This window comes from Candidatus Woesearchaeota archaeon, assembly GCA_027858315.1.
GTDB lineage: Archaea > Nanobdellota > Nanobdellia > Woesearchaeales > UBA583 > UBA583.
In genome coordinates, this window is sequence record JAQICV010000038.1 from 20,501 (window position 1) to 44,033 (window position 23,533).

Sequence of the window (23,533 nt, forward strand, 5' to 3'; positions counted from 1 at the left end):
TTTATAAAGGAGTTTTAATTCTTATTTACTATCTACTCTGTTAGACTATAGTGATTAATCTATAGGAAGAGATTAAAAATGGACATAAAAACTATATCACAAAAAATAATTGAGGCTAGAGAAGCTTCAAAGAAAAGAAATTTTACTCAAACTTTTGATCTTATCATAAATCTTCAAAACTTAGATTTAAGAAAACCTGATCACAAAGTAGATATTGGTGTAAATTTAGATTGTCAAGCAAAAGACAAAAAGTATACTATTGTCGCTGTTATTGATCATGCTATTTCTGGTGCTGAAGAAATCTTTGATAAAGTAATTTACAATGATGAACTTGCTGCTATGAAAGGAAATATGCAAGAAATTAGGAAAATAACTCAAGGCTACGATAAATTTGTAGTTCAAATGAATGTTATGCCTCAATTTGCTCAGATTTTAGGTAGGTACTTAGGTCCTATGAATAAAATGCCTTCACCTAAATTAGGTATGGTAATTAGTCCTAAAACTCCTTTAGCTGAATTATATGCTAAACTTCAAACAGTTGTTTTATTACAAACTAAAAAGAACTTAGTTCTACAAGTAGCAATTGGTTCTGAGAAGGAATCTGATGAAGTAATTGCAAAGAACATTGTTCATTTAAGGGAAGCTTTAATTCATGTACTTCCAGGTCATCAAAACAATCTAAAAGATATTAGATTGAAATTAACTATGGGTAACTCGGTGGTGCTATAAAATGGTAGAAGTAAAATATCGACCAAAAATTAGTCCTAGAAATGAAGTATTCGCTGATAAGATTAGAACATTTGCAAAAAAATACTCAATTGTTGGAGTATTAGATGTTGAAGGATTACCTGCTCCTCAATTCCAAAGAATTAGAGCTTCATTAAAGAAAAATGCTGAGGTTCTTATTGTTAAGAAAAACTTAATTAAATTAGTATTAGGTGAGTTAGAGAAAACTTATCCTGGTATTAAAAATCTTGAGAATAGTATGCAAGGTATTGTTGGTTTAGTTTTCACAAATGATAATCCTTTCACATTATACAAATTTGTGAAGAAGAATAAATCTTCTGCTCCTGCTAAAGCTGGTTCAATTGCTCTGGGTCCAATTGTAGTTCCTGCTGGTCCTACAAGTTTTGCTCCAGGTCCAATTATTGGTGAATTAGGAGCTTTTAAGATTAAAGCTGGAATTAATGCTGGAAAAGTAGAGATTAAAGAAGATTCACCTGTAGCAAAAGAAGGAGATGTTATCTCTGGAGCTTTAGCTGCTATTCTTACTAGATTAGGAATTGAACCAATGGAAGTTGGTTTAAACATTAAATCAATTTATGAAGATGGTACTATTTATACTAGAAGTGTTTTAGATGTTGATGAAGATGCAATTCTTGCAGATATGAGAACTTTGGCTTCAAATGCAGCAAAACTTGCTTATGGTCTAAATTATGTGACTAAAGACAATATCTCTATGTTTATTGGGAAAGCTGCAAGAGATTCTTTAGGTCTTGGTGTTGGGATTGCATATCCTGCTGCTGGAACTTTAAGTAAATTATTTGCAAAAGCAAATGCTCAAATGTCTGGAGTAGCTTCACAGCTACCTGAAGATATTAGGCCTGCTGGATTAGCTACTGCTGCTCCAGTTGCAGCTGCAGGACAAGATTCTGCAAATGCTAATGAAGAGCCACAAAAAGAAGAGAAAAAACCTGAAGAGGACGCGTCAGCATCTTTAGGAGGTTTTTTCTAAGTATTTAATACAATCTTAATAATTAAGATTGTACAATTATGTGAGAAAAAAAAAAATGGAATATATTTATAGTGTAATGTTATTAAACAAAGCTGGAAAAGATGTTAGTGAAGCTAACGTGAGTGCAGTTTTAAAAGCTGCAGGTGTTACTGCTGATGCTGCTAAAGTTAAATCTTTAATTGCCGCATTAGATGGTGTTGATGTTGAGAAAGTAATTTCTGAAAGTTCATTCGCTGCTGCACCTGTTGTTGCTGCTGCTACTGCACCTGTTGCAGAAGCTAAAGTTGAGAAAAAAGAAGAAGCGCCAGCTGTTGATGCAGCTGCAGGTTTAGGTTCATTATTTTAATACACCTAAATTAAAAATTTTAATAAATTAATTTTTTGTAACAAATGGGAAACGAGGCAATTCGAGAAGAATTGGAGAAAGTAAGAGCAGAAATACGAAAGCTCAAAACAGATTTTTCTAAAAGGAAAAAGGAAAAAGAGGATCACTTTACACAAGGTGAGGATTATTCTAAAGAAATCAACGAATTATATGAAGAAATTAAAAAAATTGAAGGTGAAAGTGGATTAGAAGTCATTAATACTGATTTAGAATCTAAAAAAGCTGAATATGTTGAATTCAAAGAAAAATTAGAAGAACTTGATAAAAAATTTGCAGATTTAAGAGATTCTACACAAAAAAAAGTAGAAAGACCTGCAGTTAAAACTATTTCAGTTGATAAAGCTCAAAAAGAGATTAAGAGTTTAGATTTGAAATTACAAACACAAGTATTATCTTTAGATAAAGAATCAGAGTTAATTAAAAAAATTCAAGAGTTAAAAGGACAAATCTCTCAAGTTAAAGGAACTTCAGAAGATAATGGCGATTTTAATGATATTAAAAAAGATATTAATTCAATGAGAAGAAAATTCAATAATGTTGAAAAAAAAATTAGATCTTTATACAAACAAATTCGATTAATTAGTAAAGAAAAAAAGAAAAGATATAAACGAATTGATGAATTAAGAGATTTAAAGAAAAAAGCATTTGAAGATTTTAGAGATAGTAAAAAAGTATACTCTACAACAGGAAAAAGTTTAAAAGACTTATTCAAAAAAGAGAGTGATATTTTAGAAGAACTTGGAGAATCTCCTATGCAAAGGAAAAAAAGTATGGACAAAGAGATTAGACAAAAAAGGAAAGATGTTGAAGGTAAATTAATGAAAGAAGGAATTTTGACAACAGAAGACCTACTTATGTTCCAAAAACGATAGTTTTTGATGTTTAAGAATTTTTAATTCTTATTATTCCAAAAACGATAGTATTTTGGTTCTTAGAAATTTTCTAAATTTCGACATTTTTTATAAATTATTTTAGTATTAACATAATATTTTTGAGTATTTATTTTTAAATTATATACCGCAAGATTTAAATATGCAAATAGATGTAGATTTATATGTTATTCATGATTTTGTTTTTAGTTTTCTTAGGATTATTATTTTCATATTTTTTTTATACTGGATATTTCTTTCAATTTATATTACACAAGTATCGTGTCAAAAACTCATTTATTGAAGAATTCAACAAAAATGTTAAGGGAAGGTATGCATCCACATCTTACTTTGGTAATTCTCATAAATTAGTATCTAAGGCAGAATTTCACTCTTTTTCTAACAAACATAAAATCAATTTCAGTATGTGTCATAATATTGTCAGATTTAAAACTGCTGATTCGGAATGGGAAATATTTTTCAATTTAATAAAAGAAGGAGTTGGATTCAGAGAAGTTTTTAATTTAAGAGTATTTCCTCGTTCACACTTAATAAAATCTGAAGGAAATGTTGAAAAAAATTATAGTAGATTAAATGTATTTACAAACAATAGTTATTTAACTAAAATTTTGGAGAAAGATACAATAGATAATTTGAAATGGTTAATAAGATATAATGGAGATATACTTTTAATTTCTCCAAATAACTTACACTTTAAAGCATTTTTAGATTCGCAAAAGTTAAATGTTGGTCGTGTAATGGATATGGTAAAAGCAATGAATAATATAAATTCTTCGATATATAAGGAGGATGTAATTGAATATTGAGCATTTCAATAGTTTTATAAACTTTTTTTACAATATTAATTTTATGATAAAAAATTTATTTCTTTTTAAATCTAAAAAAAAAATTAGATATTTTGAAGAATTTTTAGAAATTTCACGAGATAAAGATAAAAATTATAGGGTAACAATTTTTCCCGAAATAAGTAATAATCCTAATGAGGAGACTATTAATTATATGGTATCTGTTTATAATGAAAAAGGAACTAAAGCTTCATTTGGAATTAAAACTGTAATGGTTAAAATTATGGATGAAAGATCGGAGAAATTAATAAAAGTAGCATTCAAAGAAATGAATGATACTGCAATAGAGTATAAAAAAATTGCTGAAATGAATGGATTCAGAGTAAATTTGAAATTACTTGAAGATTAATTTGGAAATTTCAAAAGATTTATAAATAATTCATACTATCTATAATATAAGAGTTGTTAAATATATCTTAGTTCTTTTAACAACTGAAATCTTATGAGATTTTAATTTTAAGAATGGTAAAAATATTAGATGAAATTATGAAAGAATTGCCTAAAGATAAAATTAGTTCAGTAGAATTTGAAGCTGCAAATATTGTAGTTTACACTAATAATGCTGAATTTTTATTTAAAGGTAGAGATAAAATTAGAACAATTGTTTCTAAATTTAAAAAAAGAATAGAGTTAAGGGCCGATAATTCCTTATTGCTTGAAATAGAAAAAGCTAAAGAAGAAATTATGAAAATTTTAAGCAATGTTCAAGTTGGAGGTTTCAAATTTGATACTGCAAGATCTAAATTAATTATTGAAGTAGATAATGTTGGTGCAGCAGTAGGAAAAGAAGGTGCAAATCTTAAAGAGATTCAAAGAAAAACTATGTGGTCAGTAGTGGTTAAGAGAATTCCTCCATTAAGAAGTAAAGTTGTTGATGCAATGAGAGCTGTAGAATTTCAAGAATCCGAATATAGGAGAAAATTTTTGAATAGAGTTGGAAAAAGAATTTATGGTGGTTGGACTAGAGGAAAAATCAAAGGTTGGTCAAGAATTACTATTTTAGGCGGAGGCTCACAAATTGGAAGGTCTGCAATATACTTGCAAACTACTGAATCTAGAATTTTATTTGATTGTGGTATTGATCCTTCAGTAGATTTTGGAAACCCTGCAGAATTCCCTCATTTAGAATCTCCTGAATTCAGGTTAGAAGATGTTGATGCGATAGTAATTTCTCATGCTCATATGGATCACTGTGGTCTTTTACCATATTTATATAGAATTGGCTACAAGGGACCAGTTTATTGTACTGAACCTACAAGAGATATAATGGCGCTTTCACAAACTGATTTCATAAAAATAATGACTTCAAATTCAGGAGTAAGTCCTATTTACAAAGTTGAAGATATAAAAGAGATGATTAAACATGTAATTCCTCTTGATTATAATGAAGTAACTGATATTGCTCCAGATGTGAGACTTACATTTTATAATGCCGGTCATATTTTAGGAAGTGCATTTTGTCATGTAAATATAGGTAATGGGTCTCATAATTTCATGTATACTGGAGACTTTAATTATAGTTATAAGCAAAGACTTCTAAATGCTGCAGTAACTGAATTCCCAAGACTTGAGAGTATGATGATGGAATGTACTAATGCAGGTCCAAAAGATTATTCTATGAAAAGAGAAGAAGCAGAAGAAGAATTTTTAAAAATTTTAATTGATGCATATGTAAAAAAATCTAAAATTCTAATTCCAGTATTTGGAATTGGAAGATCTCAAGAAATGCTTTTAACAATTGAGAATTTAATTAGGGAAGGTAGATTGCCTGAAGATTTAAAAGTATATATTGATGGAATGGTTGGTGAAGTGACTGCAATTCATACTGCTTATCCTGAATATTTAAATAAAAATATCAAAGGGAGAATATTAAAAGGTGACAATCCATTTACTATTCCTAATTTTATTCAAATAGGTTCTGGAAAAGAAAGACAACAAGTTTTTGATAGTACTGAGTGTGCAATTGTTCTTGCAACTTCGGGTATGCTTAATGGAGGAACATCAGTAGAATATTTTAAGAATTTTGCTGAGTCTGAAAACAATGGTATTGTATTTGTTGGTTATCAAGCAGAAGGAACATTAGGTAGAAGAATTAAGAATGGGGAGAAAGATATTTTATTATCAAATACTGGTAGTGCTGATGATAGAATTAAAGTAAATTTTCAAGTGTATAGTATGCATGGTGCATTTTCTGGACACTCTGATATAGGAGCAAATAGAAGGTTTTTATCAAACCTTTCAGTAAAACCTAAAAAAGTAATATTAAATCATGGTGAATTATCTAAAATTCATTCTTTCTCAGATAATGTTAAAAAATTATTAGGGAATGTTAAAGTTTACACTCCTGAAAATTTAGAGAGTATTAGACTCCAATGATATTTTTATCTATCCTTTTTTATTTCTTATTTGTTAAATTCTATCTTTAAAATACTTATTGTCTACTAATGGCGTTTGTTTAGTATTCATTGGTCTGACTTGTCCTTAGATGAGTGATTATTTGTTTTGTGACTAAATATTCATTACTGATTAATATTATAATGAGGTTAATCCTCTCATATATCATATTCTTTTTTAGTTTAGATATTATATGTTAACATATGTTTTTATTCCTTATCTCAAGAGTTCAACATCCCTTTTTAAAGATTCGTATGGGCGAATTTACACACCATGAAAATCTTTATAAAGGGTTATTCATTCATTTAAGTTATGCCTGCACATCGGTAGGCGTTAATTAGATTGGGCCTGTGGCTTAGTCCGGTATAGCGCCGCCCTTGCAAGGCGGAGGCCCCGGGTTCAAATCCCGGCGGGTCCACTTGAGTGCAGTACCATAGCATAGCTGTGGTGCGAAGAACGGAAGTATTCTCTTAGGAGAATATATAATGAGGTTAAATAATGAAATTGTCTTTAATTCCTACTTGGAATACATTGTATTCCTAGTATAAATAATAATAAAATAATCTATTATGTGAATGACTTGGCTTGTGTAGCGAAGAAGGGCGTGGTTAGCTACGATAATCCTGAGGTAGGAGCATACTTCCTTTGAACTCAGGGTTCCTGAATTGGACTTCCTAATTACTCGCATGACGAGAGCATTACCTGGGGAACTGAAACATCTTAGTACCCGGAGGAAAAGAAATCAAATGAGATTCTGTAAGTAACGGCGAGTGAAAGCAGATCAGATTAAACTGAATCTTTTATAGCAATATAAAAGAGATGTGGTGTATAGAGCCTGATGTGTTCCCAAGGGAGCGTTCAAAATATTCTGGAAAGTATAACTATATAGGGTGATAGTCCCGTATGAATGTGCAACTTGGCAACTAAGGATTTCTTGAGTAGCGTTTATTGGAAATTAGGCGTGAATGTGGGGGGCACTTACCTCCAAATCTAAATATAACACAAGTCCGATAGCGTATAGTACCGTAAGGGAATGTTGAAAAGAGCTCTTAATCGAGTGTGAAAAGATCTGAAACATAATAGAGATAGGATGTAGCGGCCTTTAAGGGGTTGCTACGTACGTTCTGAATAACGGACCAGGGAGTTGATTTTGATGGCGAGATGAAAGTCGAAGCGAAAGCGAGTTGCTGCAAGTAATGAGAGCAATGGTGTTAATAGCGCCTTTAGTCATTAGGATCAAACCCGAAACCAGATGATCTATGCCTGGCCAGGTTGAAGCGGAGGTAAAACTTCGTGGAGGACCGAAGCGATTCAGCGTCTATTTGTTCGTGTGAGTTGGGTATAGGGGTGAAAAGCCAATCGAATCTGGTGATAGCTGGTTCCAGTCAAAAATGGCCATAGTCATGTCTCCACAGAGAAGGTTGTTGGGGTAGAGATACTGATTAGTGTATTGGGGGGATTCGTTCCTTCATGCATTAGTCAAACTCCAAATCCAATAACTTCGTAGAAGTGGGGAAACGGGATTACACGGGGTAAACTTGTAATCCGCGAGGGGAACAACCCAGACTACAGTTAAGGCCCCTAAATGTTAATTAAGTGATAAAGGGTAAAGGGTGTGAGTATTCAAAGACAAAAAGGAGGTTTGCTTAGAAGCAGCAATCCTTTAAAGAGTGCGTAACAGCTCACTTTTCGAGAGTATTTGCCCCGAAAATAATCGGGTCTAAATTAACTGCCGATACTGTAGTTCACGCATACGATGCGTGTAAGGTAGACTGGTGCTCAATAAGGGTAGAAGCGTGTCTTGAAGGGCGCGTGGACCTTATTGTGATAAGAATCCTGGTGGTAGTAGGAAAATAGCGGTGTGAGAATCACCGCCGGCGAAAGGGCAAGGGTTCCTTCTCAATGTAAATCAGAGAAGGGTTAGTCATTCCTAAATTTGCTCCTAATTGGACGCAAGTGAAAGGGAAACAGGTTAATATTCCTGTACTATTTGGATAGATATGGCAACACAAGAACGTTTTTGGACGTTTTGGGCTAGCTGCTGCCAAGCGTGCTTGGTTTAAGAAAAATATAACTGTGGAGTGTGGTAATCACGAGAAGCAGTTAAAATTTCTATGAATAATTTGCGGTAATGCCTTGAATCTTTGAAAACAAAAGCGTTCCGATTCCAAATAAATGTACCGATATCCGGCACAGGTGCCCCTAGGTGAGAAGCCTAAGCCGTGTAAGGTCTAATCTTCGTAAGGGAATTCGGCAAATTAGCCACAAACCTTCGGAATATGTGGTCCCTAGAATATGGTTTTAATAGTCATAACTCTAGGGTGCAATAACTAAGACGGTCCGACTGTTTAATTAAAACATAGGGAACTGCTAGTCGGTAACGATGCGTATAGTTCCTGAAGTCTGCCCACTGCCAGTAACTAAAACCCCTTTTCAAGGGGGCCAAGGTCTGGTAAAGGGCGGGGATAACTATGATCCTCTTAAGGTAGCGAAATGCCTTGCCGTTTAAATGGCGGCTTGCATGAATGGCGTAACGAGATTGTCACTGTCCCTACGAAGAGCCTTCCGAACACACTATCCCGGTGCAAAAGCCGGGGACTCCAAGTGGGAAGTAAAGACCCCGTTGAACTTTACTGTAGCCTGCTATTGTGATCAATTTTGTAATGTAACAAGGAGCTTCGGCAACAAGGTAGTACTTGTTGTTACAGAGTTGATTGCTTATCTCTATACGAGAAACAGTAGTTGGTGGACAGTTTCGCTGGGGTGGCAGCCTGCTGAAAGGATATCAGCAGGGCCCAAAGGTCGGCTCAGATGGTTTAGAAATCCATCGTAGAGTGTAAGGGCAAAAGCCGGCTTTATTCTGATTACCATAATACTAATCTGAATTACGAAAGTATGGCCTAACGATCCTCTATGTGCTTCTTAGTGAGGCCTAGAGTTGACAGAAAAGTTACCACGGGGATAACAGAGTTGTCGCTCCCGAGAGTTCAAATCGACGGAGCGGTTTGCTACATCGATGTCGGCTCATCCTAACCTGGTAGTGCAGAAGCTACCAAAGGTGGGGGTGTTCACCCATTAAAAGGGTTCGTGAGCTGGGTTTACAACGCTGTGAGGCAGTTGGTATAATATCTGCTTGGAGTGTTAGTATCTGTGAGAAAGAACCATTTAGTACGAAAGGAACGGTGGGTCGCGGCCACTGGTGTATCTATTGTCCATATGGGCACGTAGAGTAGCTACGCCGTCGGGGATAAAAGCTGAAAGCATCTAAGCTTGAAACCCCCCTCTAAAAAAGATACTTTGTCCGCCCGCAGAAGACGGGTTTGATAGGAACGAGGTGTAATATAGGAGCTTCGGCGACTATTTCAGCCTTCGTTTACTAAAGGACACTTTATTGAATTAAAGCAATTTCATTATTTAACCTTAAGTTCTGCAACTTAATCACTCAATAAATTTTTTTTACATACAAATAATCACTAAACACTAAATTTTACTATATTTAATTATAAATAAACTAAAACTAGAGTTAGAATTCTTACTATATTTCAACTAAATTGAAATGTGCTAAAAATTGGATTAACACTTCTTACTATATAATTGATTTTACTATCAAGAAAAGTATGTTTTGTACATGTATTTCTATACAAAAATTGAGTTTTTGCAAAATTTTACTATAAATTAAAGTATTTTAGAAGCTAATTTTACAATTCTTACGATGTTTACTATTCATTTTATTAGTTTAAGTAGCTAATATATTGTTCAAACATCTTATGAATTAAAATTAACACTTTTAAAATGTAGATATTTTTATAAAAAACAAAAGTATTTTTAGTATATGGATGAGAATAATTATAGTATTTGTGCAAGTTGGTTATCTCCTCAGGATAGTTCTGATTGGAGTATGCTTGGTAAAAAAAGTGAAGAAATTTTTAATGGAAAAGGTTCTTTTTTTAGAGGGAGATTAGAACAAGCAATCGAAGTAGCAAGAAAGCATTCAGATGGTCTTGGTTCAAATCCTTTCCCTGAATGGGTTTATGGAATAGTTCAAGTAAATGATGGTGTTTTATCTGATTATATTCAAAGATATTCTAATAAATCAGGTTCATTTGATAATTTTGAATAGATTAGTTTTATAAAAAATAAATGTTATATTCTTATTTATGGTAAAAGAAAAACCTCAAATACTTCTAATTCATGGTGGAATGACTTTTAAAAATCAAAAAGATTATTTAAATTATCTTCATAATAGACCTATTTCGGTTGAAAAGAAACTTCGTTGGCAATTGGATTATTTAGATAAAAAATTAGGTAAGAAATTCGAGATTATTAGACCAAAGATGCCTTTACAAGATAATGCTAAATATGAAGATTGGAAGATACATTTGGAGAGACATTTTCCTCTTTTGAGAGAGAATATAGTACTAATTGGAAACTCATTAGGTAGTATCTTCTTAGCTAAGTATTTATCAGAGCATAAATTTCCTAAAAATATTTTATCAACTTATCTAGTCTGTCCTCCATTTGATAACACAATAAAAGGAGAGGATTTGGTTGGAGGGTTTGTATTAAAAGATAATATATCTTTAATTGAAGAAAATTCCTCTAATACTACTTTGATGTTCTCAAAAACTGATGAAGTAGTTCCAGTTCTACATGCAAAAAAATACAAAAAGAAATTAAAAAATTCAAATATTCTTATTTATGAAGACAAAAATGGTCATTTCAAAATAAGCAAATTTCCTGAAATAGTTAAGATGATTAAATTAGATATGAAAAGAATTTAATAATAAAAATCGTTCTTTTCTATAATTAATTCTTTGATTTCTACAGGCTTTGTAAGGACTTTAAGCTCATTTGTTCCATATCTAATATAAGGAATGATTGATTTAATTTCATCTCGTCTTAGAGTCATTGTCTGTGAATTCAATCTAAAATCAATTTGTTGTGCATCAAAATCACCATACATAATAATATCAATCACATCATTAAAATTATTAACAGTAAATTTGTAAACATCTTGGTCATTAAAAAATATTTTATTCAAACTATAAGCAAGTTCATAATAACCTTCAGTTTTAAAAACTAATTCATTACTCTCAGAACTAATAATATTTAAAGGAATTTCTCTAGTAATTGCCCTATTAACTGAAGATGTACAATCAGGATTAAAATCATCAATTGTAAAACCATTAACTTCAACTCTAATTGGTTTATTTGAGTCAGTTTCATCATCACAATCTACAACAATATTTAACTCAACTCTTTCCAAAAAATCTTTTTCAACTAGAAAACTAAATTCTTTTTCATTATTACTGTTATCTTGTCTAACTTCAATAATTTTTAATTCTTCAATTTCAAATCTATTCCAATTAAAAAAAGAATACCAATGTGGTTTATCTAATTCAAATTTCAAATTAGTTGCATTTCCAAATTTTTGATTAATAATTAATGGAACTTCGTTACTTCTTGCTTTGTTTCTGTAAATTTCCATACCATTAGCATAAATCACTAAATCTTGATCTCCTGAAACTCTACTAGGATTAAAATATAAAAGAATAGATTTAACATCTTGTGGATCTTCAAAATTCACATTAAATGAATAATCATTACTTGTAAAAGGATTAGCATTAAGTCTAAAATTATTTTCTAAATGAATTGAGTTATACTCCTTTTTTGACCCTAAAGCAATATTAGGATAACTTTGAGTAACTTTTTTTTGTTTTCCAATATCTGTTTCATTCAGAAAAAATAAATAATTGTCTTCAGGATACTTAGAATCTGAAGCATAATCTTGCGTATTTTTTGATTCAATATAACTACTCTTAGTTTTATAAGGTGTATCATCAACAAATATACTTCCGAAAAAAAGAAGAACTGCTAAAACTATAATTGCAAATCCAATTTGTGTACTTCCATTTTTATTTTCCATTTTCATTTTACAGTTGTATTCATATGCTCCTTAAATTTTTTCATTAAATCTGCAACATCGCCACCTGCAATCTTCATAACATTACTTTGTTCATCATGACCTACAAATTTATCATAAACTTTCCCTAAAAATTGATGAAGAGCATTTTTATCTCTTCCATGTTGCCAATCAGGTTCTAAATATGCATTTGCTATAATTCTTGCCTTTCCTTTTGTTAATTTAATAGTTTTGTGTTCAGTTTGAATTTCAATATCCTTACCTTCCATTAATAACTCATATTTTATAATAATTTTATAATAATCATTATATAATTTTTCAGCTTCAAGTTTTGTCATAATTTTTCTTGAGCCATCTACATTTTTTTCATCATAATCTTTTTCAGAAACATCAAAATATTTTGCATCTTCCAGATATCCTTTCATATGAAGATAAGTTCCATTAATATCAAATAAACCTTCATAAGAATACTTTTTTTCACCAACTACTGGAATTTTTTCAAGAATTGCCATTATACTTAGTAAAATCCTCAGTTTATACTTTATAAATCTTTTTATTTATTCTTTTGTGAAATGCTATATAAATAAAAGAATGACCAGAAAAATCTTGTTTTTCTGATTTATCGTTTCGGGAGAATTTTTTATTCTTCTTTGAACTGATGACCAAAAATCGAGTTTTAAAGTGATTTTTGATTTTTTATGTGAGGTTAATCCAAACAATATTAACTAAATACTAACTAGAAAAACTTATAAAATAAGGTACTATATTTATACTATGGAAAAATCTAAAGAATCAAAAAAAGATTCTAATACAACAAATACTTTTGAAAAAGAGATAGCAAGACTTCCATCTGAATTAAAAAGTAAGTTATTGTCTCAGGAAAAATATTTCAAAGAAGTTTCAGATGAAATCAATAAAGTTTCAAAAGACTTATCTATGGGCTTTTATATAACTCCTGAAATTGAAGTCAAAAATAATGTGCCAACACCAAACTTTGATAGATTAACTCTATACTTCTTACTAGATGATTTTGAAAAACCAATTCCAGTATTTAATGCGAAAATTTTATTAGGTAATAAATTTGATGAACTTTTAATTGAAGAAGTAAAAAAAGATGAATATGGACAAGAATATGGTGAATACACACTAAAAAAAAATAAAAATATTAAATTTGTTGGAAATTCAATCTCCACTCTAAGGGAAAATTGTTTTGATGCGGTTTATGATGATATGAAGGCTATGGGGAGCTCTTTTGTTTATGAAGACTCAAGAGGTTTTATTAGTGCTCTGAAAACTATTGATATCCACAGAAACATGATTCTTCAAAAGTTCGAGAAATATATTGTAGTATACGCTGGAGCTGGATCATGGTTAAGGGGAGAAAAATCCAATGACTTTGATGTATTTGTAGTAGTAGATGACACAGATGTAAAAAGAATGCCAAGAGCGCAAGTAAAAGATCAATTATCAAGAATTCTATGGCAAATGTCAAGAGAAGTTGCAGAATTTACAGGAATTCAATTACACATCCAAGTATACCTATTAACTGACTTTTGGGAAGCTCTAAAAGATGCTCATCCAGTAATGTTTACATTCTTAAGAGATGGTGTTCCATTTTATGATAGAGGAATATATTCTGCATGGAAAGAGCTATTGAAACTTGGAAAAATTAGACCTTCAGCTGAAGCAATTGATATGCATATGAATGTTGGAACTCAACTAGTTGATAGGGCAAAAAAGGTATTTGTAGAAATTTTTGCATCAGACATATACAATGCAGTATTATCACCTTCACAAGCTATTTTGATGCTTAAAGGATACAATCCTACAACACCAAAAGAGACAGTTAAAATGTTTAAAGAGGTATTATTAGCAAAAGAGAAATGTGTATCTAAAGAAGATGTTGATTTCTTTGAAAATGTTGTAAAAACTTTTAAGAAAGTTGAACATGATAAAGATGCAAAAATTACTGGAAAAGATTTAGATGATATGATTGCAGGTTCAGAGAGATATCTAAAAAATATTAAGAAAATGTTTGAAGAAATAACTGAAGATAAAACTAAGGAATCTATCATCTCAACATATTCAGAATTATTAAATCAAATTAGATCTATTTCTGGTTTCTCAGATATGAAAGACAAAGATATTTTTAAGAAATTTGAAATAGAATTAATTAAAAGTGGAAAAATTCCTGCATTCGTAAATACATCAATTAAAAGTCTAGTAAAAGCAAAAGCAGATTATGAAAAAGGTACTCTTACTGTAACTGAAGTGAATAAAGTTCTAAAGGAAGGAAGAAATGTTTTAACTGAAATTAAAGAGTATAAAAATAAAATGCTTGCTGATGACTTTGGGAAAAAGAGATTACATGTAACTTATGATAAAGATAAAACTGCAGAATTAATCAATTATGATGGTAAGAATTATCTTCTTGAAACTTCTTCAAATAAAGGATATGAATTAGATTCCAAAACTCTAAAACAATTCAAATTAGATGAAGAATCTTTTTCTGAAACTTACAAATATGGTAACATAAAACTAAGTGAAGATTTAATTACAAAAGTTAAAAAAGTCCTAAATACTGAAGAGATTTATCTATAATTTTTTCATATTTTTTTCAAATAATGATTAAAAATTTATAGATTTATTATGTATATTAGAGATTTTCAAATTATTTTACTACTTCTACTTAACACTCAATATATTTAAAAAAAAATATTCAGTAATGATTATGATTAAAAAGAATATATTATTAATTTTCCTATCTTTCTTGATTTTACTGTCAGGAGTCTATGCGCAAGATTGTTATTTCAAGACTTACGATTCAACTTGTGAGAGAATTTCAACTTCTAAAAATACATTCCAAATAGAAGATATTTCCTCTCAAAATCTATTTGATAGATATGAAGTTGAGATATATGAGACAAAGAGTCCAGATAATAAAATAAGTTATGAGACTCAAGATTTAAATATCAACCAAATTACTCCATTTTTAGAACCTGGAGTTTATACAGTTGAAGTAAAAGCATATGATAAATCTAATAATTATAAATCAAAAAAATTTGAATACATTTTTGATAATTTAGAACCTATGCCTCCAATTGTTCCAATTGATTTTAATGTTGTTTCAAACTCAGCATCTATTTCAGGAAAAGCAACACCTAACTCAAATCTTTTTGTTGAAAATGCAGCAGGCCAACAAATATCTCAAATCTCTATTTCTGAAATAGGAGGATATGATTTAACAATTAGTAATCTTGCACAAGGATTAAACTACTTAAAATTCTATGTAATAGATACAAATGGGAAAACTTCTCAAATAGTTGAAAGAGTAGTAATTAATGGTCAAGGACAAACTCAAGTAAATCCTGCTGTGTCTTCAATAAGTATCAGTTCAAATCTAGCATCACTTAATTCAAACACAATATATGATTCACTCTCTACATCCTACAAAACAACAAAAAGAAATTTTTATGTTCAAGGAATGGCAAATGGTGGAGCAAATGCACTGGTATATATTAACGGAATAAGAACACTTGCTGATTCAAATGAATTATTTGGAGGATTTGTAATACTTAATGAAGGATTAAATGAAATTGAAGTAATTGTAGGTGATGCAAGTCAAAGTATTCAAGTTGAATATCAAGATATAAGATTTAAATTTTTAGAAGTAGATTATGATAAAGTAACTCAAGATTCTATTACAGTTTCAGGACAAACAAATATTGACTATCCATTTTTAGTAGTAGTAAATGGTGAAGTTTTATCAAATAAGATTTTTCCAAATTCAAACTCATTTAATTTCATAATTTCAAATCTTCAAGATGGAAAAAACTTTATAGAATTAAGGGGAATAAATTCACAAAGATATGATTTTATAGTATATAAAGATGTAATTGCACCTACTGCAAATATAATTGAAACAGACTTAACAAAAGCAGACAAATTAATTTTTGAGATAAAAGATGATATTGGAGTTAATATTTTAGATTTGAATTTAAGAGTTGATTCAGTATCATTAGAAAAAGGAGATCTAAAAGTTAAAAACAATTTTTACATTTTTGATATTTCAGGAATAAGTGAGTCTATAGGACATTCTTATTTATTAGAAGGAACTGATATTTCAGGAAGAACATTTGCAATACAAGGAAATTTTGAAGTAGATACTTCAAAAACTGCAATTGAAGATATTTATTTTGATGATGGTGAATTAATTGGAAATAAATTATTTGTAAAACAAGGAGATAATAGATTAAATATTCTACCTTCAAAAAATATTGCTTTCAAAAGTATATACTTAGATGAAGTTGAACAAATAGACTATCAAATTTATGAAACTAATATTGTAAAATTAAATTTAGACATTAAAGAATCTCAAGGAACTTTAAGATTAGAATTTATTGATGTAGATAGGAACATATACACAAAAGAATACAATTATTATGCTCCAACTAAAGAACCTCAAATTGATTTAGATTACACTAAAAATGCAAGAGCAAAAGATTATGTGACTCTTTCAGGAGAAATAATGGGGGAGTATATTGATTGGCTAACATTAGCTTTTAATGATCAAGAAAATTTTTTAAGATATGGGAATCATTTTGAATCAATAATTGATTTAACAAAAGATGGTTCAGATAATTTAAATATAATTGTTTCAGATTATGCTGGAAATTCTTACACTTCAACTTATGGTTCTTTACTACATAAAGATTCAACAAAATCAATTATAGTTTTAAATCAAGAAAATATAAATAATTCACTAAAAGGTTCAATTACAAATCAAGAAGATAGTACTGAAATTGGAGGAGGAAATTTAAATTTTGTAAACTCTTATGATGGTTACAGTTTTAATAAATTATATTTAAGTGCAGATAGTTTCGAATTACCTCTCTCACAAAGAACAGGTTATAGAACATTAAGCGTAAAAGGATATGAAAAATCAGGTGAAAGATTTGATTCAAATGTAATTTTTAAAGTAGATTATAATGAAAATATTAATCTCTTTGATGAGAAAGGTTTAGCTCCAATTATTTATTTTAATGGGAATGATAAAATTACCGATAAAGATAATTATTTTATTCAAGGAAATATTAAATCTTCAACATCAATAAAAAGTGTAACACATCAAGGAAGTGCATGTACATTTGATAGCACAAGTTTTGTATGTCATATCTCAAATTTAAATGTTGGTGAAAATATAATCTCTGTAGATGTAGTTGATAATACTGATAAAAGAGTATCAAAAGATTATGTCTTAGAAAGAATTCAAACATCTTATAGTGCAATATTAGATGAAATTAAAAAAGGAGAGAATACATATCCAATTACTCAGGGTTATTATTTATTTGGGGATGAATTTGATGCTTTAGGAAGTATTGCTGGAGATGATTTAACAATAAGTGTTTTAGTTGGAGGAGAAGAAATATTATATAATAATCAAATTGGTCAATTAGATTTAAATATTGATTTCACAATACAAGCTCAATCTCAAGATAAAGCAAATTTAAATGTTCAAATAAAAGCAGAAGACAAATTCGGAAATGTTGTTTTATCAGAGAAAATTAAAGTATTCTACAGAAGAGTAGTTGAATCTTTAACTAGAGTTCTGGTTAAATAATTTTTTTTTTTTACATAATTTAATTCTTTTTTCTTTTCCAAAAATATTATAAATTCAAATCTCTAGATATATTTAAAATGGTATTACATGTAATTTCTGTAGGAGGTTCTTTAATTGTTCCAGGAGATAATATTGATATAGATTTCTTATCTTCATTTAAGCAATTTATAATTAAACGAATAGAGAAAGGAGATAGATTTATTCTAATCGCAGGCGGAGGAAAAACTGCAAGAAAATATCAAGATTCTGCAGCTGCAGTTTCAGGAATAGATAATGAAGAAAAAGATTGGATTGGAATTCACTCAACAAGACTTAACGCGCATCTTTTAAGAACAATATTTAAACTATGGGCAAATCCAAAAGTCGTTAAAAATTTTGATGAAAAACTCCCTGAATTTAAAGAAAAAGTTTTAATAGGTGCTGGTTGGAAACCTGGTTGGTCAACAGATTATATTGCAACTCTTCTTGCAAAAGAATATGATGCAAAATCAGTAATTAATCTATCTAATATTGAATATGTTTATTCTGAAGATCCAAAAGTGAATCCTGATGCAAAAAAATATGAGAATATATCTTGGGAAGACTTTAGGGAAATAGTAGGAGATAGATGGGATCCTGGTATGTCAGCGCCATTTGATCCAATAGCATCAAAAGAAGCTCAAGCTCAAGAGTTAAAAGTTGCAATATTAAATGGAAAAAATTTAACTAATTTGGGAGAATATTTTGATAAAAAGAAATTCAAAGGAACTCTAATTGAATAACTTTATAATCTTATTACAATTTTTATTTGCTTCTTTTTTGCAATCATCTAATGTTAATAAGTTAAGTTTTTGTTCCATCTTTTGTATGACTTTTTCAACAGATTCATTAAAAGGAAAACCTCGAAGTCCCAATTCATGCAATAAAATCAAACTACCTTCAATAGTTAAGAATTTAAAACATTCTGCATTTTTAACTACTTCAGCAATCTTCGATTTAGTTTTAATTTTATTATGATGAGATTCAATAGAATTTAAAATTATTTCTTGTTCATTTTTACTAATTTCCCATTTATCTAAATATTCTTTAATGAAGCTTGAACTTAATTCAGGATGATTCTGTTGTGTTCCTCCATGCCAAATTGGACTAAATTTAGTATGGGCAAGGTATAAAGAAACTAATACTAATTTTTCATCCACATTGTGTAATTTAGAAAGTTCTACTCCTTTCTCAATTGCAAGTTTTGTTAATAACCAAGAAGGAGCTTTATTCTTCTTTGTTTGTTCATACATTAGTTGTTTAGATAAATTAACTATATCCATTTTAATTATAATAAAATTTCTTTGCATAAAAATGTTTGTATGTTTATTTTAATTCTTACAGTATCAATACAACAAATCTTTATAAATAAAAAAATTAGTTATTTTTATATGAAATTATATTTAGATACAGGAAATGTAGAGGATATAGAAGCAGCAGTAAAAATTGGAGTTGTAGATGGTGTTACAACTAATCCTACTCTTATTGCAAAAGAAGGAAGAGATTTTAAGAAGACTATAAAAGAAATTGCAAATATTTTATCAAGTCATAAATTCGATTTTACAGTTAGTGCTGAAGTAACAAATACTAATTCTGCAAAAGAAATTATCGAAGAAGCAAGAGAACTTTCAAAATTAACTAGACATATTTTAATAAAAGTACCTCTAACGAAGCCAGGAATTGAAGCTGTATCAACTCTTTCTAAAGAAGGGATAAGATGTAATGTAACTCTTTGTTTTAGTGCAAATCAAGCGCTCCTAGCAGCAAAAGCTGGAGCATGGTGTGTTAGTCCTTTTGTTGGAAGAATAGATGATGAAGGTTATGAAGGGTTAAATGTAATTAGAGAAATAAGAAAAATATTTGATAATTATAATTTTGAAACAAAAATCCTTGCAGCAAGTATTAGAAGTCCACATGATGTATTAGAATGCGCGAAAATTGGCGCAGATATTGCAACAATTCCTCCAAAGATTTTTGATAAATTATTTTATAATCCTTTAACTGATTTAGGGATAGTGCAATTTGAAAAAGATTGGGATGAATACAAAAAAAATTTGAAGGGGAAATAAATAATGAAATCATATCCAAATTTAGAATTAATTGAAAAAATTTCCGAGAATAATCTTCCTTCATTATGTACTGTAACTTTAGCAGCGCTAGAATTATTTACAAAAGAAGGGCTTCCTAAAATTAAATTTCCAGTATTTAAAAATCCAATAATTGTTGGTTCAGGAAATGCGAAAGTAACTTCTGAAATTTTATTTTCAAATGTTGATGCAATATTTGCTGATGAGAATAATTATGAAAATGTTTTAAAAAGAAAACCTGATGGAGCAATCATCTTTAGTGCATCAGGTTCAAAACATGCTCCAATTATTGCAAAAAAATACAAAGATAAAAAATTAAAAACTACATTAGTAACTTGTACTCCTAATTCTCCTGCAGAAATTATTCTAGGTGAACAAAATACAATAATTACTAATAAAAATAGGGAACCCTATACATATAATACTTCAACATATATGGGCTGGATTCTTGCAAAAACTCGAGAAAATCCTGAAGAAATATATGATTTTATTAAAAAGAAAATAATATCTAAAATTCCTAAAAATCTAAAAGATTATAATGGATTTTTATTAATCACACCAAATCAATTCTCTAATGTAAATCAATTATTTGAAACAAAATTTATAGAATTATTTGGAAGAAAAGTTGCAAGAGATGTAAAAACTTATGAAGAACTAAAACATGCAATAACTGTAGTTCCAAATAAAAAAGAATTATGTATTAAATTTGGAAAAGGTGATGATGTAATATTTGAAGGAGATGTATTAAATATTCCATTACCTGAAAATATCAACATTGGAGCAATGATGGCAATAGGTTATTATGTGATTGGAAATATTCAAGAGCAAATGCCACAATACTTCAAAAAAAATATTAAAGAATATGTAAAAACAGCATCTTCTAAAAGTTTTGGTAAAGGAATAAGTGTGATAGTTGAATAATGATGAAAATGGAACAAGATAAAAAAATATATATTGGTTCAGACCATGCAGGCTTTAAGTCAAAAGAAAAAATTAAAAAAATTCTTACTAAATTAAATTATGAATATGTGGATATGGGTCCAAACAATGATGAAAGATCAGTTGACTATCCTTTATTTGCAGCAAAAGTTGCTAAAGCAGTTTTAAAAAATGAATCAAAAGGAATTTTAATTTGTGGTTCAGGTACAGGAATGCAAATCGCTGCAAATAAAATAAAAGGAATTAGAGCTGCATTCTCATACGATTCATACTCTGCTAAAATGGCAAGACAAGACAATGATGCAAATATATTAACACTTAGAGGAAGAAAATTTCCTTCATTAAAATACAAATCAATTGTAAAGGCATTTTTAGAAACAAAATTTTCTGGAGAAGAAAGACATCAAAGAAGAATTGAACAACTTTCTAAGCTTGAAATGGAATAATTATTAAACTTTATCACTTTTTCAATTTACAAGAAATCTTTATCAAAAAAAAAACATATTTTTAGAATATGTTTTTTAGAAACAGAAAAGGAATTTCGGCAGTAATTGCAGTATCCTTATTACTTGTAGTAAGTGTTGTTGCAGTCATTGGTTTTCAAAATTGGTTTCAAACATATCAAAGTACTATGTAATCAGATGTAGAAACTCAAAGTAGTTCGAATTCAGTTCCTAATATTAAGACAATCATTGGCGATAGTTTGTATATAACTACTAAAACATATGATTTAACAATAAGTAAGATTTTAATTGATAGTAAAGATTGTTTAACTAATGTCTCTTTGAATGAGAGTCTAACTGAAGTCAATATTAGTAGTTGTCTTAATAGTGTTAGCACTTCAACTCCTTTAATTACTTTAATTAGTGATGATTTTATAACTAAAGAAAGTGTTTATTTAGAAGATATACAGGTAAGTGTTGGAAGTCCTATGTCAACATCTTTAAGTTGTATAACAGATAATGATGGAGATGGACAAATACTTTTGACTTGCGCTTTGTATCTTATGACTGATACAACTTATGAAGGAGATTTGGATGTAAATGATAATAATTCTACAATTCAAGTTGATATGTCTTGTATTTTTAATAATGATAAAAGTGGATGTCTTTCAAATTATGTAATTGATGGTTGTGGAAGTGAGACGGTTTTAGATTTAGGAACAGGACTTTGTTGGGATTGGAATTTTAATAGGGATGGTACTAAAAATTGGGAAGATGCAAAATCTTATTGTACTGGTCTAACTACACATCCTTCAGGACATACTGATTGGTATTTGTCAACAAGACAAGAATTTGAAACAATAGTTGATTTAACAAGAACGGCTCCACATATCGTAGGAGGAAATACAATATTTTCATCAGTTGTAAGTAATTATTATTGGACAAAAACAACTTATGGTACAAGTACGACTTATGCGTTCTATGTCTATCTTCTCGATGGCATTTCTGACGGCCTCGGTAAGGGTGGCTACAATTATGTCGCCTGCTTGCGTAGACACTAAAAATTTCTTTGAAATTTTTGGGGAATTTTGAACTTGAAAATAATAAAAAATGAAAAAAATGAAAAATAAAACTATAAAAATAATAAGTATATTGTCTCTTGTTATGATAATTTTTTCTTTATCAACTTTTGCATATTATACAAATATAAGTAAATTTTTTGTTGAACAGCAAAATGTTTATGTTGATGGAGAAGGCCAACACAGATTAGCAGAAGATTTTATTGAAGATGGGGTGTGGGAGTGGTACAATGCTAGATACTGTGACTGGACTTTGTTGGGATAAAGATTTAGATGCGGGTGCAATTGATTCTGGAATTAAGAAATGGGCATTAAATTCTGCTTATCCTGAACCTGTTTGGACTGGAACAACTTATAATTTGGGAGTTCAAGTTGCAACAGATTATCTTGCATTTAAAGTATGTGATGATTTAACAACAGGAGGAAATAGTGATTGGAGAATGCCAACAAGAGCAGAATTATTAACTTTAATTGATGAAATTGGCTCTATTGGTACTACATGTACTACTTTAAGTGGTTTCGGGTTTTTATATTGTCAGAATAATTGGTATTGGTCTTCAAATCAAAGAGGAAGTTCCACGACTATTGCGTTCCGTGTCAGTCTTGGAAGTGGCAGTTCCTACGGCGGCGGTAAGACTGACAGCTATTATGTCGCGTGTTTGCGTAGAAACTGAAAATTTCAAAGAAATTTTAGGGGAATTTTGAACTTGTTCAAAATTAACTGAACTTGGTAATTTGATGCTTTGGTTATTTATTCCTTAGAATACCCCACCTTCAGTCACTCATAAATTCGTTCGGTGCACTTTGAACTAGTTCAAAGAGTTTTAAGGTGGGGATGAATCATAAATTTATGAAATTTATGGTCATTGTTTAACATTGTGAAACAATAAAATGAATATTCTAAAGAATGACTAAAATTTTGTGTAAGTGTAATCTCACAAAAGCTTAGAAATCAAAGATTTCTTGAATCCATCTTGAAAATCTCTGCAATACTCCATCATTTATGGTGGAGATAAGAGATTTTAGGATTTTTATTTTATTAACAAAGGCTTAGAAAATTTTTAAAAATTTCTTGAATTTGGCGATTTAGTAAATAACTAACCTTTTAGCGAATTATATATTTGGAATGTGTCTCATATAAACGACAACTTTATAAATAATGTTGTCTTATATAT

22 protein-coding genes, 1 tRNA gene and 1 rRNA gene are annotated in these 23,533 nt (G+C 29.7%); 21 read left to right on the forward strand and 3 right to left on the reverse strand.

Annotation, left to right across the window (positions count from 1 at the left end; translation table 11 throughout):
* The first annotated feature begins 78 nt into the window (after window positions 1–78).
* The 11 genes from PF569_03040 to PF569_03090 all read left to right on the forward strand — a co-directional run bounded on the left by PF569_03040 (window position 79) and on the right by PF569_03090 (window position 11,030).
* Complete coding sequence (locus tag PF569_03040; GenBank protein MDA3855209.1) at window positions 79–729, forward strand: hypothetical protein; 651 nt, start codon at window positions 79–81, stop codon at window positions 727–729.
* A gap of 1 nt (window position 730) precedes the next feature.
* Window positions 731–1,735 (forward strand): 50S ribosomal protein L10, encoded by a 1,005-nt coding sequence (locus tag PF569_03045; protein ID MDA3855210.1) that lies wholly within the window; start codon window positions 731–733, stop codon window positions 1,733–1,735.
* 55 nt (window positions 1,736–1,790) lie between these two features.
* On the forward strand, window positions 1,791–2,081 hold the full coding sequence (locus PF569_03050; protein ID MDA3855211.1) for a 50S ribosomal protein L12: 291 nt from the start codon (window positions 1,791–1,793) through the stop codon (window positions 2,079–2,081).
* Window positions 2,082–2,125: 44 nt separating this feature from the next.
* Complete coding sequence (locus tag PF569_03055; protein ID MDA3855212.1) at window positions 2,126–2,992, forward strand: hypothetical protein; 867 nt, start codon at window positions 2,126–2,128, stop codon at window positions 2,990–2,992.
* A gap of 182 nt (window positions 2,993–3,174) precedes the next feature.
* Window positions 3,175–3,816: a hypothetical protein gene (locus PF569_03060; protein MDA3855213.1), complete on the forward strand. Its 642-nt coding sequence runs from the start codon at window positions 3,175–3,177 to the stop codon at window positions 3,814–3,816.
* Window positions 3,817–3,859: 43 nt separating this feature from the next.
* Window positions 3,860–4,204, forward strand: a complete 345-nt coding sequence (locus tag PF569_03065; protein ID MDA3855214.1) for a hypothetical protein — start codon at window positions 3,860–3,862, stop codon at window positions 4,202–4,204.
* Between the two features lie 113 nt (window positions 4,205–4,317).
* The gene (locus tag PF569_03070) at window positions 4,318–6,231 is read left to right on the forward strand and encodes a beta-CASP ribonuclease aCPSF1 (GenBank protein ID MDA3855215.1); all 1,914 of its coding nucleotides are present in this window, start codon (window positions 4,318–4,320) and stop codon (window positions 6,229–6,231) included.
* A gap of 362 nt (window positions 6,232–6,593) precedes the next feature.
* Window positions 6,594–6,667: transfer RNA gene (locus tag PF569_03075), tRNA-Ala, on the forward strand.
* Window positions 6,668–6,796: 129 nt separating this feature from the next.
* A 23S ribosomal RNA gene (locus PF569_03080) occupies window positions 6,797–9,648 on the forward strand.
* A gap of 433 nt (window positions 9,649–10,081) precedes the next feature.
* Window positions 10,082–10,369, forward strand: coding sequence for a hypothetical protein (locus tag PF569_03085; GenBank protein MDA3855216.1), 288 nt, complete (start codon window positions 10,082–10,084; stop codon window positions 10,367–10,369).
* 37 nt (window positions 10,370–10,406) lie between these two features.
* Complete coding sequence (locus PF569_03090) at window positions 10,407–11,030, forward strand: alpha/beta hydrolase (GenBank protein MDA3855217.1); 624 nt, start codon at window positions 10,407–10,409, stop codon at window positions 11,028–11,030.
* On the opposite strand, the gene PF569_03095 is transcribed toward PF569_03090, so the two are convergent.
* Window positions 11,027–12,181, reverse strand: a complete 1,155-nt coding sequence (locus PF569_03095) for a hypothetical protein (protein MDA3855218.1) — start codon at window positions 12,179–12,181, stop codon at window positions 11,027–11,029. The genes PF569_03090 and PF569_03095 overlap by 4 nt on opposite strands.
* On the reverse strand, window positions 12,178–12,684 hold the full coding sequence (locus PF569_03100) for a hypothetical protein (protein MDA3855219.1): 507 nt from the start codon (window positions 12,682–12,684) through the stop codon (window positions 12,178–12,180). The genes PF569_03095 and PF569_03100 overlap by 4 nt, the downstream gene beginning before the upstream one ends.
* Before the next feature lie 262 nt (window positions 12,685–12,946).
* Between PF569_03100 and PF569_03105 the strand changes: the two genes are divergently transcribed.
* From PF569_03105 to pyrH, 3 genes are all read left to right on the forward strand, one after another.
* Complete coding sequence (locus PF569_03105; GenBank protein ID MDA3855220.1) at window positions 12,947–14,773, forward strand: hypothetical protein; 1,827 nt, start codon at window positions 12,947–12,949, stop codon at window positions 14,771–14,773.
* A 130-nt stretch (window positions 14,774–14,903) separates the two neighbouring features.
* Window positions 14,904–17,792 carry a hypothetical protein gene (locus tag PF569_03110; protein MDA3855221.1) on the forward strand — a complete coding sequence of 963 codons (2,889 nt, stop codon included), beginning with the start codon at window positions 14,904–14,906 and terminating at the stop codon, window positions 17,790–17,792.
* A 77-nt stretch (window positions 17,793–17,869) separates the two neighbouring features.
* The gene (pyrH, locus tag PF569_03115; protein MDA3855222.1) at window positions 17,870–18,553 is read left to right on the forward strand and encodes a UMP kinase; all 684 of its coding nucleotides are present in this window, start codon (window positions 17,870–17,872) and stop codon (window positions 18,551–18,553) included.
* On the opposite strand, the gene PF569_03120 is transcribed toward pyrH, so the two are convergent.
* Window positions 18,542–19,093 carry a hypothetical protein gene (locus PF569_03120; protein ID MDA3855223.1) on the reverse strand — a complete coding sequence of 184 codons (552 nt, stop codon included), beginning with the start codon at window positions 19,091–19,093 and terminating at the stop codon, window positions 18,542–18,544. The two genes, pyrH and PF569_03120, sit on opposite strands and share 12 nt — an antisense overlap.
* 108 nt (window positions 19,094–19,201) lie before the next feature.
* Between PF569_03120 and fsa the strand changes: the two genes are divergently transcribed.
* From fsa to PF569_03155, 7 genes are all read left to right on the forward strand, one after another.
* Window positions 19,202–19,879 (forward strand): fructose-6-phosphate aldolase, encoded by a 678-nt coding sequence (fsa, locus tag PF569_03125; GenBank protein ID MDA3855224.1) that lies wholly within the window; start codon window positions 19,202–19,204, stop codon window positions 19,877–19,879.
* Window positions 19,880–19,882: 3 nt separating this feature from the next.
* Window positions 19,883–20,818, forward strand: a complete 936-nt coding sequence (locus PF569_03130) for a hypothetical protein (protein MDA3855225.1) — start codon at window positions 19,883–19,885, stop codon at window positions 20,816–20,818.
* Between the two features lie 8 nt (window positions 20,819–20,826).
* Window positions 20,827–21,282, forward strand: a complete 456-nt coding sequence (gene rpiB, locus PF569_03135; GenBank protein MDA3855226.1) for a ribose 5-phosphate isomerase B — start codon at window positions 20,827–20,829, stop codon at window positions 21,280–21,282.
* Window positions 21,283–21,350: 68 nt separating this feature from the next.
* The gene (locus PF569_03140) at window positions 21,351–21,473 is read left to right on the forward strand and encodes a hypothetical protein (protein ID MDA3855227.1); all 123 of its coding nucleotides are present in this window, start codon (window positions 21,351–21,353) and stop codon (window positions 21,471–21,473) included.
* Window positions 21,474–21,539: 66 nt separating this feature from the next.
* Window positions 21,540–22,340 (forward strand): DUF1566 domain-containing protein, encoded by an 801-nt coding sequence (locus PF569_03145; protein MDA3855228.1) that lies wholly within the window; start codon window positions 21,540–21,542, stop codon window positions 22,338–22,340.
* 58 nt (window positions 22,341–22,398) lie between these two features.
* Entirely contained in the window at window positions 22,399–22,623 is a 225-nt protein-coding gene (locus PF569_03150; GenBank protein MDA3855229.1) for a hypothetical protein, read from the forward strand.
* Window positions 22,589–23,032 carry a DUF1566 domain-containing protein gene (locus PF569_03155; protein ID MDA3855230.1) on the forward strand — a complete coding sequence of 148 codons (444 nt, stop codon included), beginning with the start codon at window positions 22,589–22,591 and terminating at the stop codon, window positions 23,030–23,032. The genes PF569_03150 and PF569_03155 overlap by 35 nt, the downstream gene beginning before the upstream one ends.
* Window positions 23,033–23,533 lie beyond the last annotated feature (501 nt).

Bases quoted from the DNA above. Each gene is read 5' to 3' on its own strand.
- PF569_03055 (MDA3855212.1), top strand. From the start codon at position 2,126: ATGGGAAACGAGGCAATTCGAGAAGAATTGGAGAAAGTAAGAGCAGAA.
- PF569_03095 (MDA3855218.1), bottom strand. From the start codon at position 12,181: ATGAAAATGGAAAATAAAAATGGAAGTACACAAATTGGATTTGCAATT.
- PF569_03140 (MDA3855227.1), top strand. From the start codon at position 21,351: ATGTTTTTTAGAAACAGAAAAGGAATTTCGGCAGTAATTGCAGTATCC.
- PF569_03085 (MDA3855216.1), top strand. From the start codon at position 10,082: ATGGATGAGAATAATTATAGTATTTGTGCAAGTTGGTTATCTCCTCAG.
- PF569_03105 (MDA3855220.1), top strand. From the start codon at position 12,947: ATGGAAAAATCTAAAGAATCAAAAAAAGATTCTAATACAACAAATACT.
- PF569_03150 (MDA3855229.1), top strand. From the start codon at position 22,399: ATGAAAAATAAAACTATAAAAATAATAAGTATATTGTCTCTTGTTATG.
- PF569_03065 (MDA3855214.1), top strand. From the start codon at position 3,860: ATGATAAAAAATTTATTTCTTTTTAAATCTAAAAAAAAAATTAGATAT.
- PF569_03040 (MDA3855209.1), top strand. From the start codon at position 79: ATGGACATAAAAACTATATCACAAAAAATAATTGAGGCTAGAGAAGCT.
- PF569_03120 (MDA3855223.1), bottom strand. From the start codon at position 19,093: ATGGATATAGTTAATTTATCTAAACAACTAATGTATGAACAAACAAAG.
- PF569_03060 (MDA3855213.1), top strand. From the start codon at position 3,175: ATGTTATTCATGATTTTGTTTTTAGTTTTCTTAGGATTATTATTTTCA.
- PF569_03050 (MDA3855211.1), top strand. From the start codon at position 1,791: ATGGAATATATTTATAGTGTAATGTTATTAAACAAAGCTGGAAAAGAT.
- PF569_03090 (MDA3855217.1), top strand. From the start codon at position 10,407: ATGGTAAAAGAAAAACCTCAAATACTTCTAATTCATGGTGGAATGACT.
- fsa (MDA3855224.1), top strand. From the start codon at position 19,202: ATGAAATTATATTTAGATACAGGAAATGTAGAGGATATAGAAGCAGCA.
- PF569_03100 (MDA3855219.1), bottom strand. From the start codon at position 12,684: ATGGCAATTCTTGAAAAAATTCCAGTAGTTGGTGAAAAAAAGTATTCT.
- PF569_03130 (MDA3855225.1), top strand. From the start codon at position 19,883: ATGAAATCATATCCAAATTTAGAATTAATTGAAAAAATTTCCGAGAAT.
- pyrH (MDA3855222.1), top strand. From the start codon at position 17,870: ATGGTATTACATGTAATTTCTGTAGGAGGTTCTTTAATTGTTCCAGGA.
- PF569_03155 (MDA3855230.1), top strand. From the start codon at position 22,589: ATGCTAGATACTGTGACTGGACTTTGTTGGGATAAAGATTTAGATGCG.
- PF569_03045 (MDA3855210.1), top strand. From the start codon at position 731: ATGGTAGAAGTAAAATATCGACCAAAAATTAGTCCTAGAAATGAAGTA.
- PF569_03070 (MDA3855215.1), top strand. From the start codon at position 4,318: ATGGTAAAAATATTAGATGAAATTATGAAAGAATTGCCTAAAGATAAA.
- PF569_03110 (MDA3855221.1), top strand. From the start codon at position 14,904: ATGATTAAAAAGAATATATTATTAATTTTCCTATCTTTCTTGATTTTA.
- rpiB (MDA3855226.1), top strand. From the start codon at position 20,827: ATGGAACAAGATAAAAAAATATATATTGGTTCAGACCATGCAGGCTTT.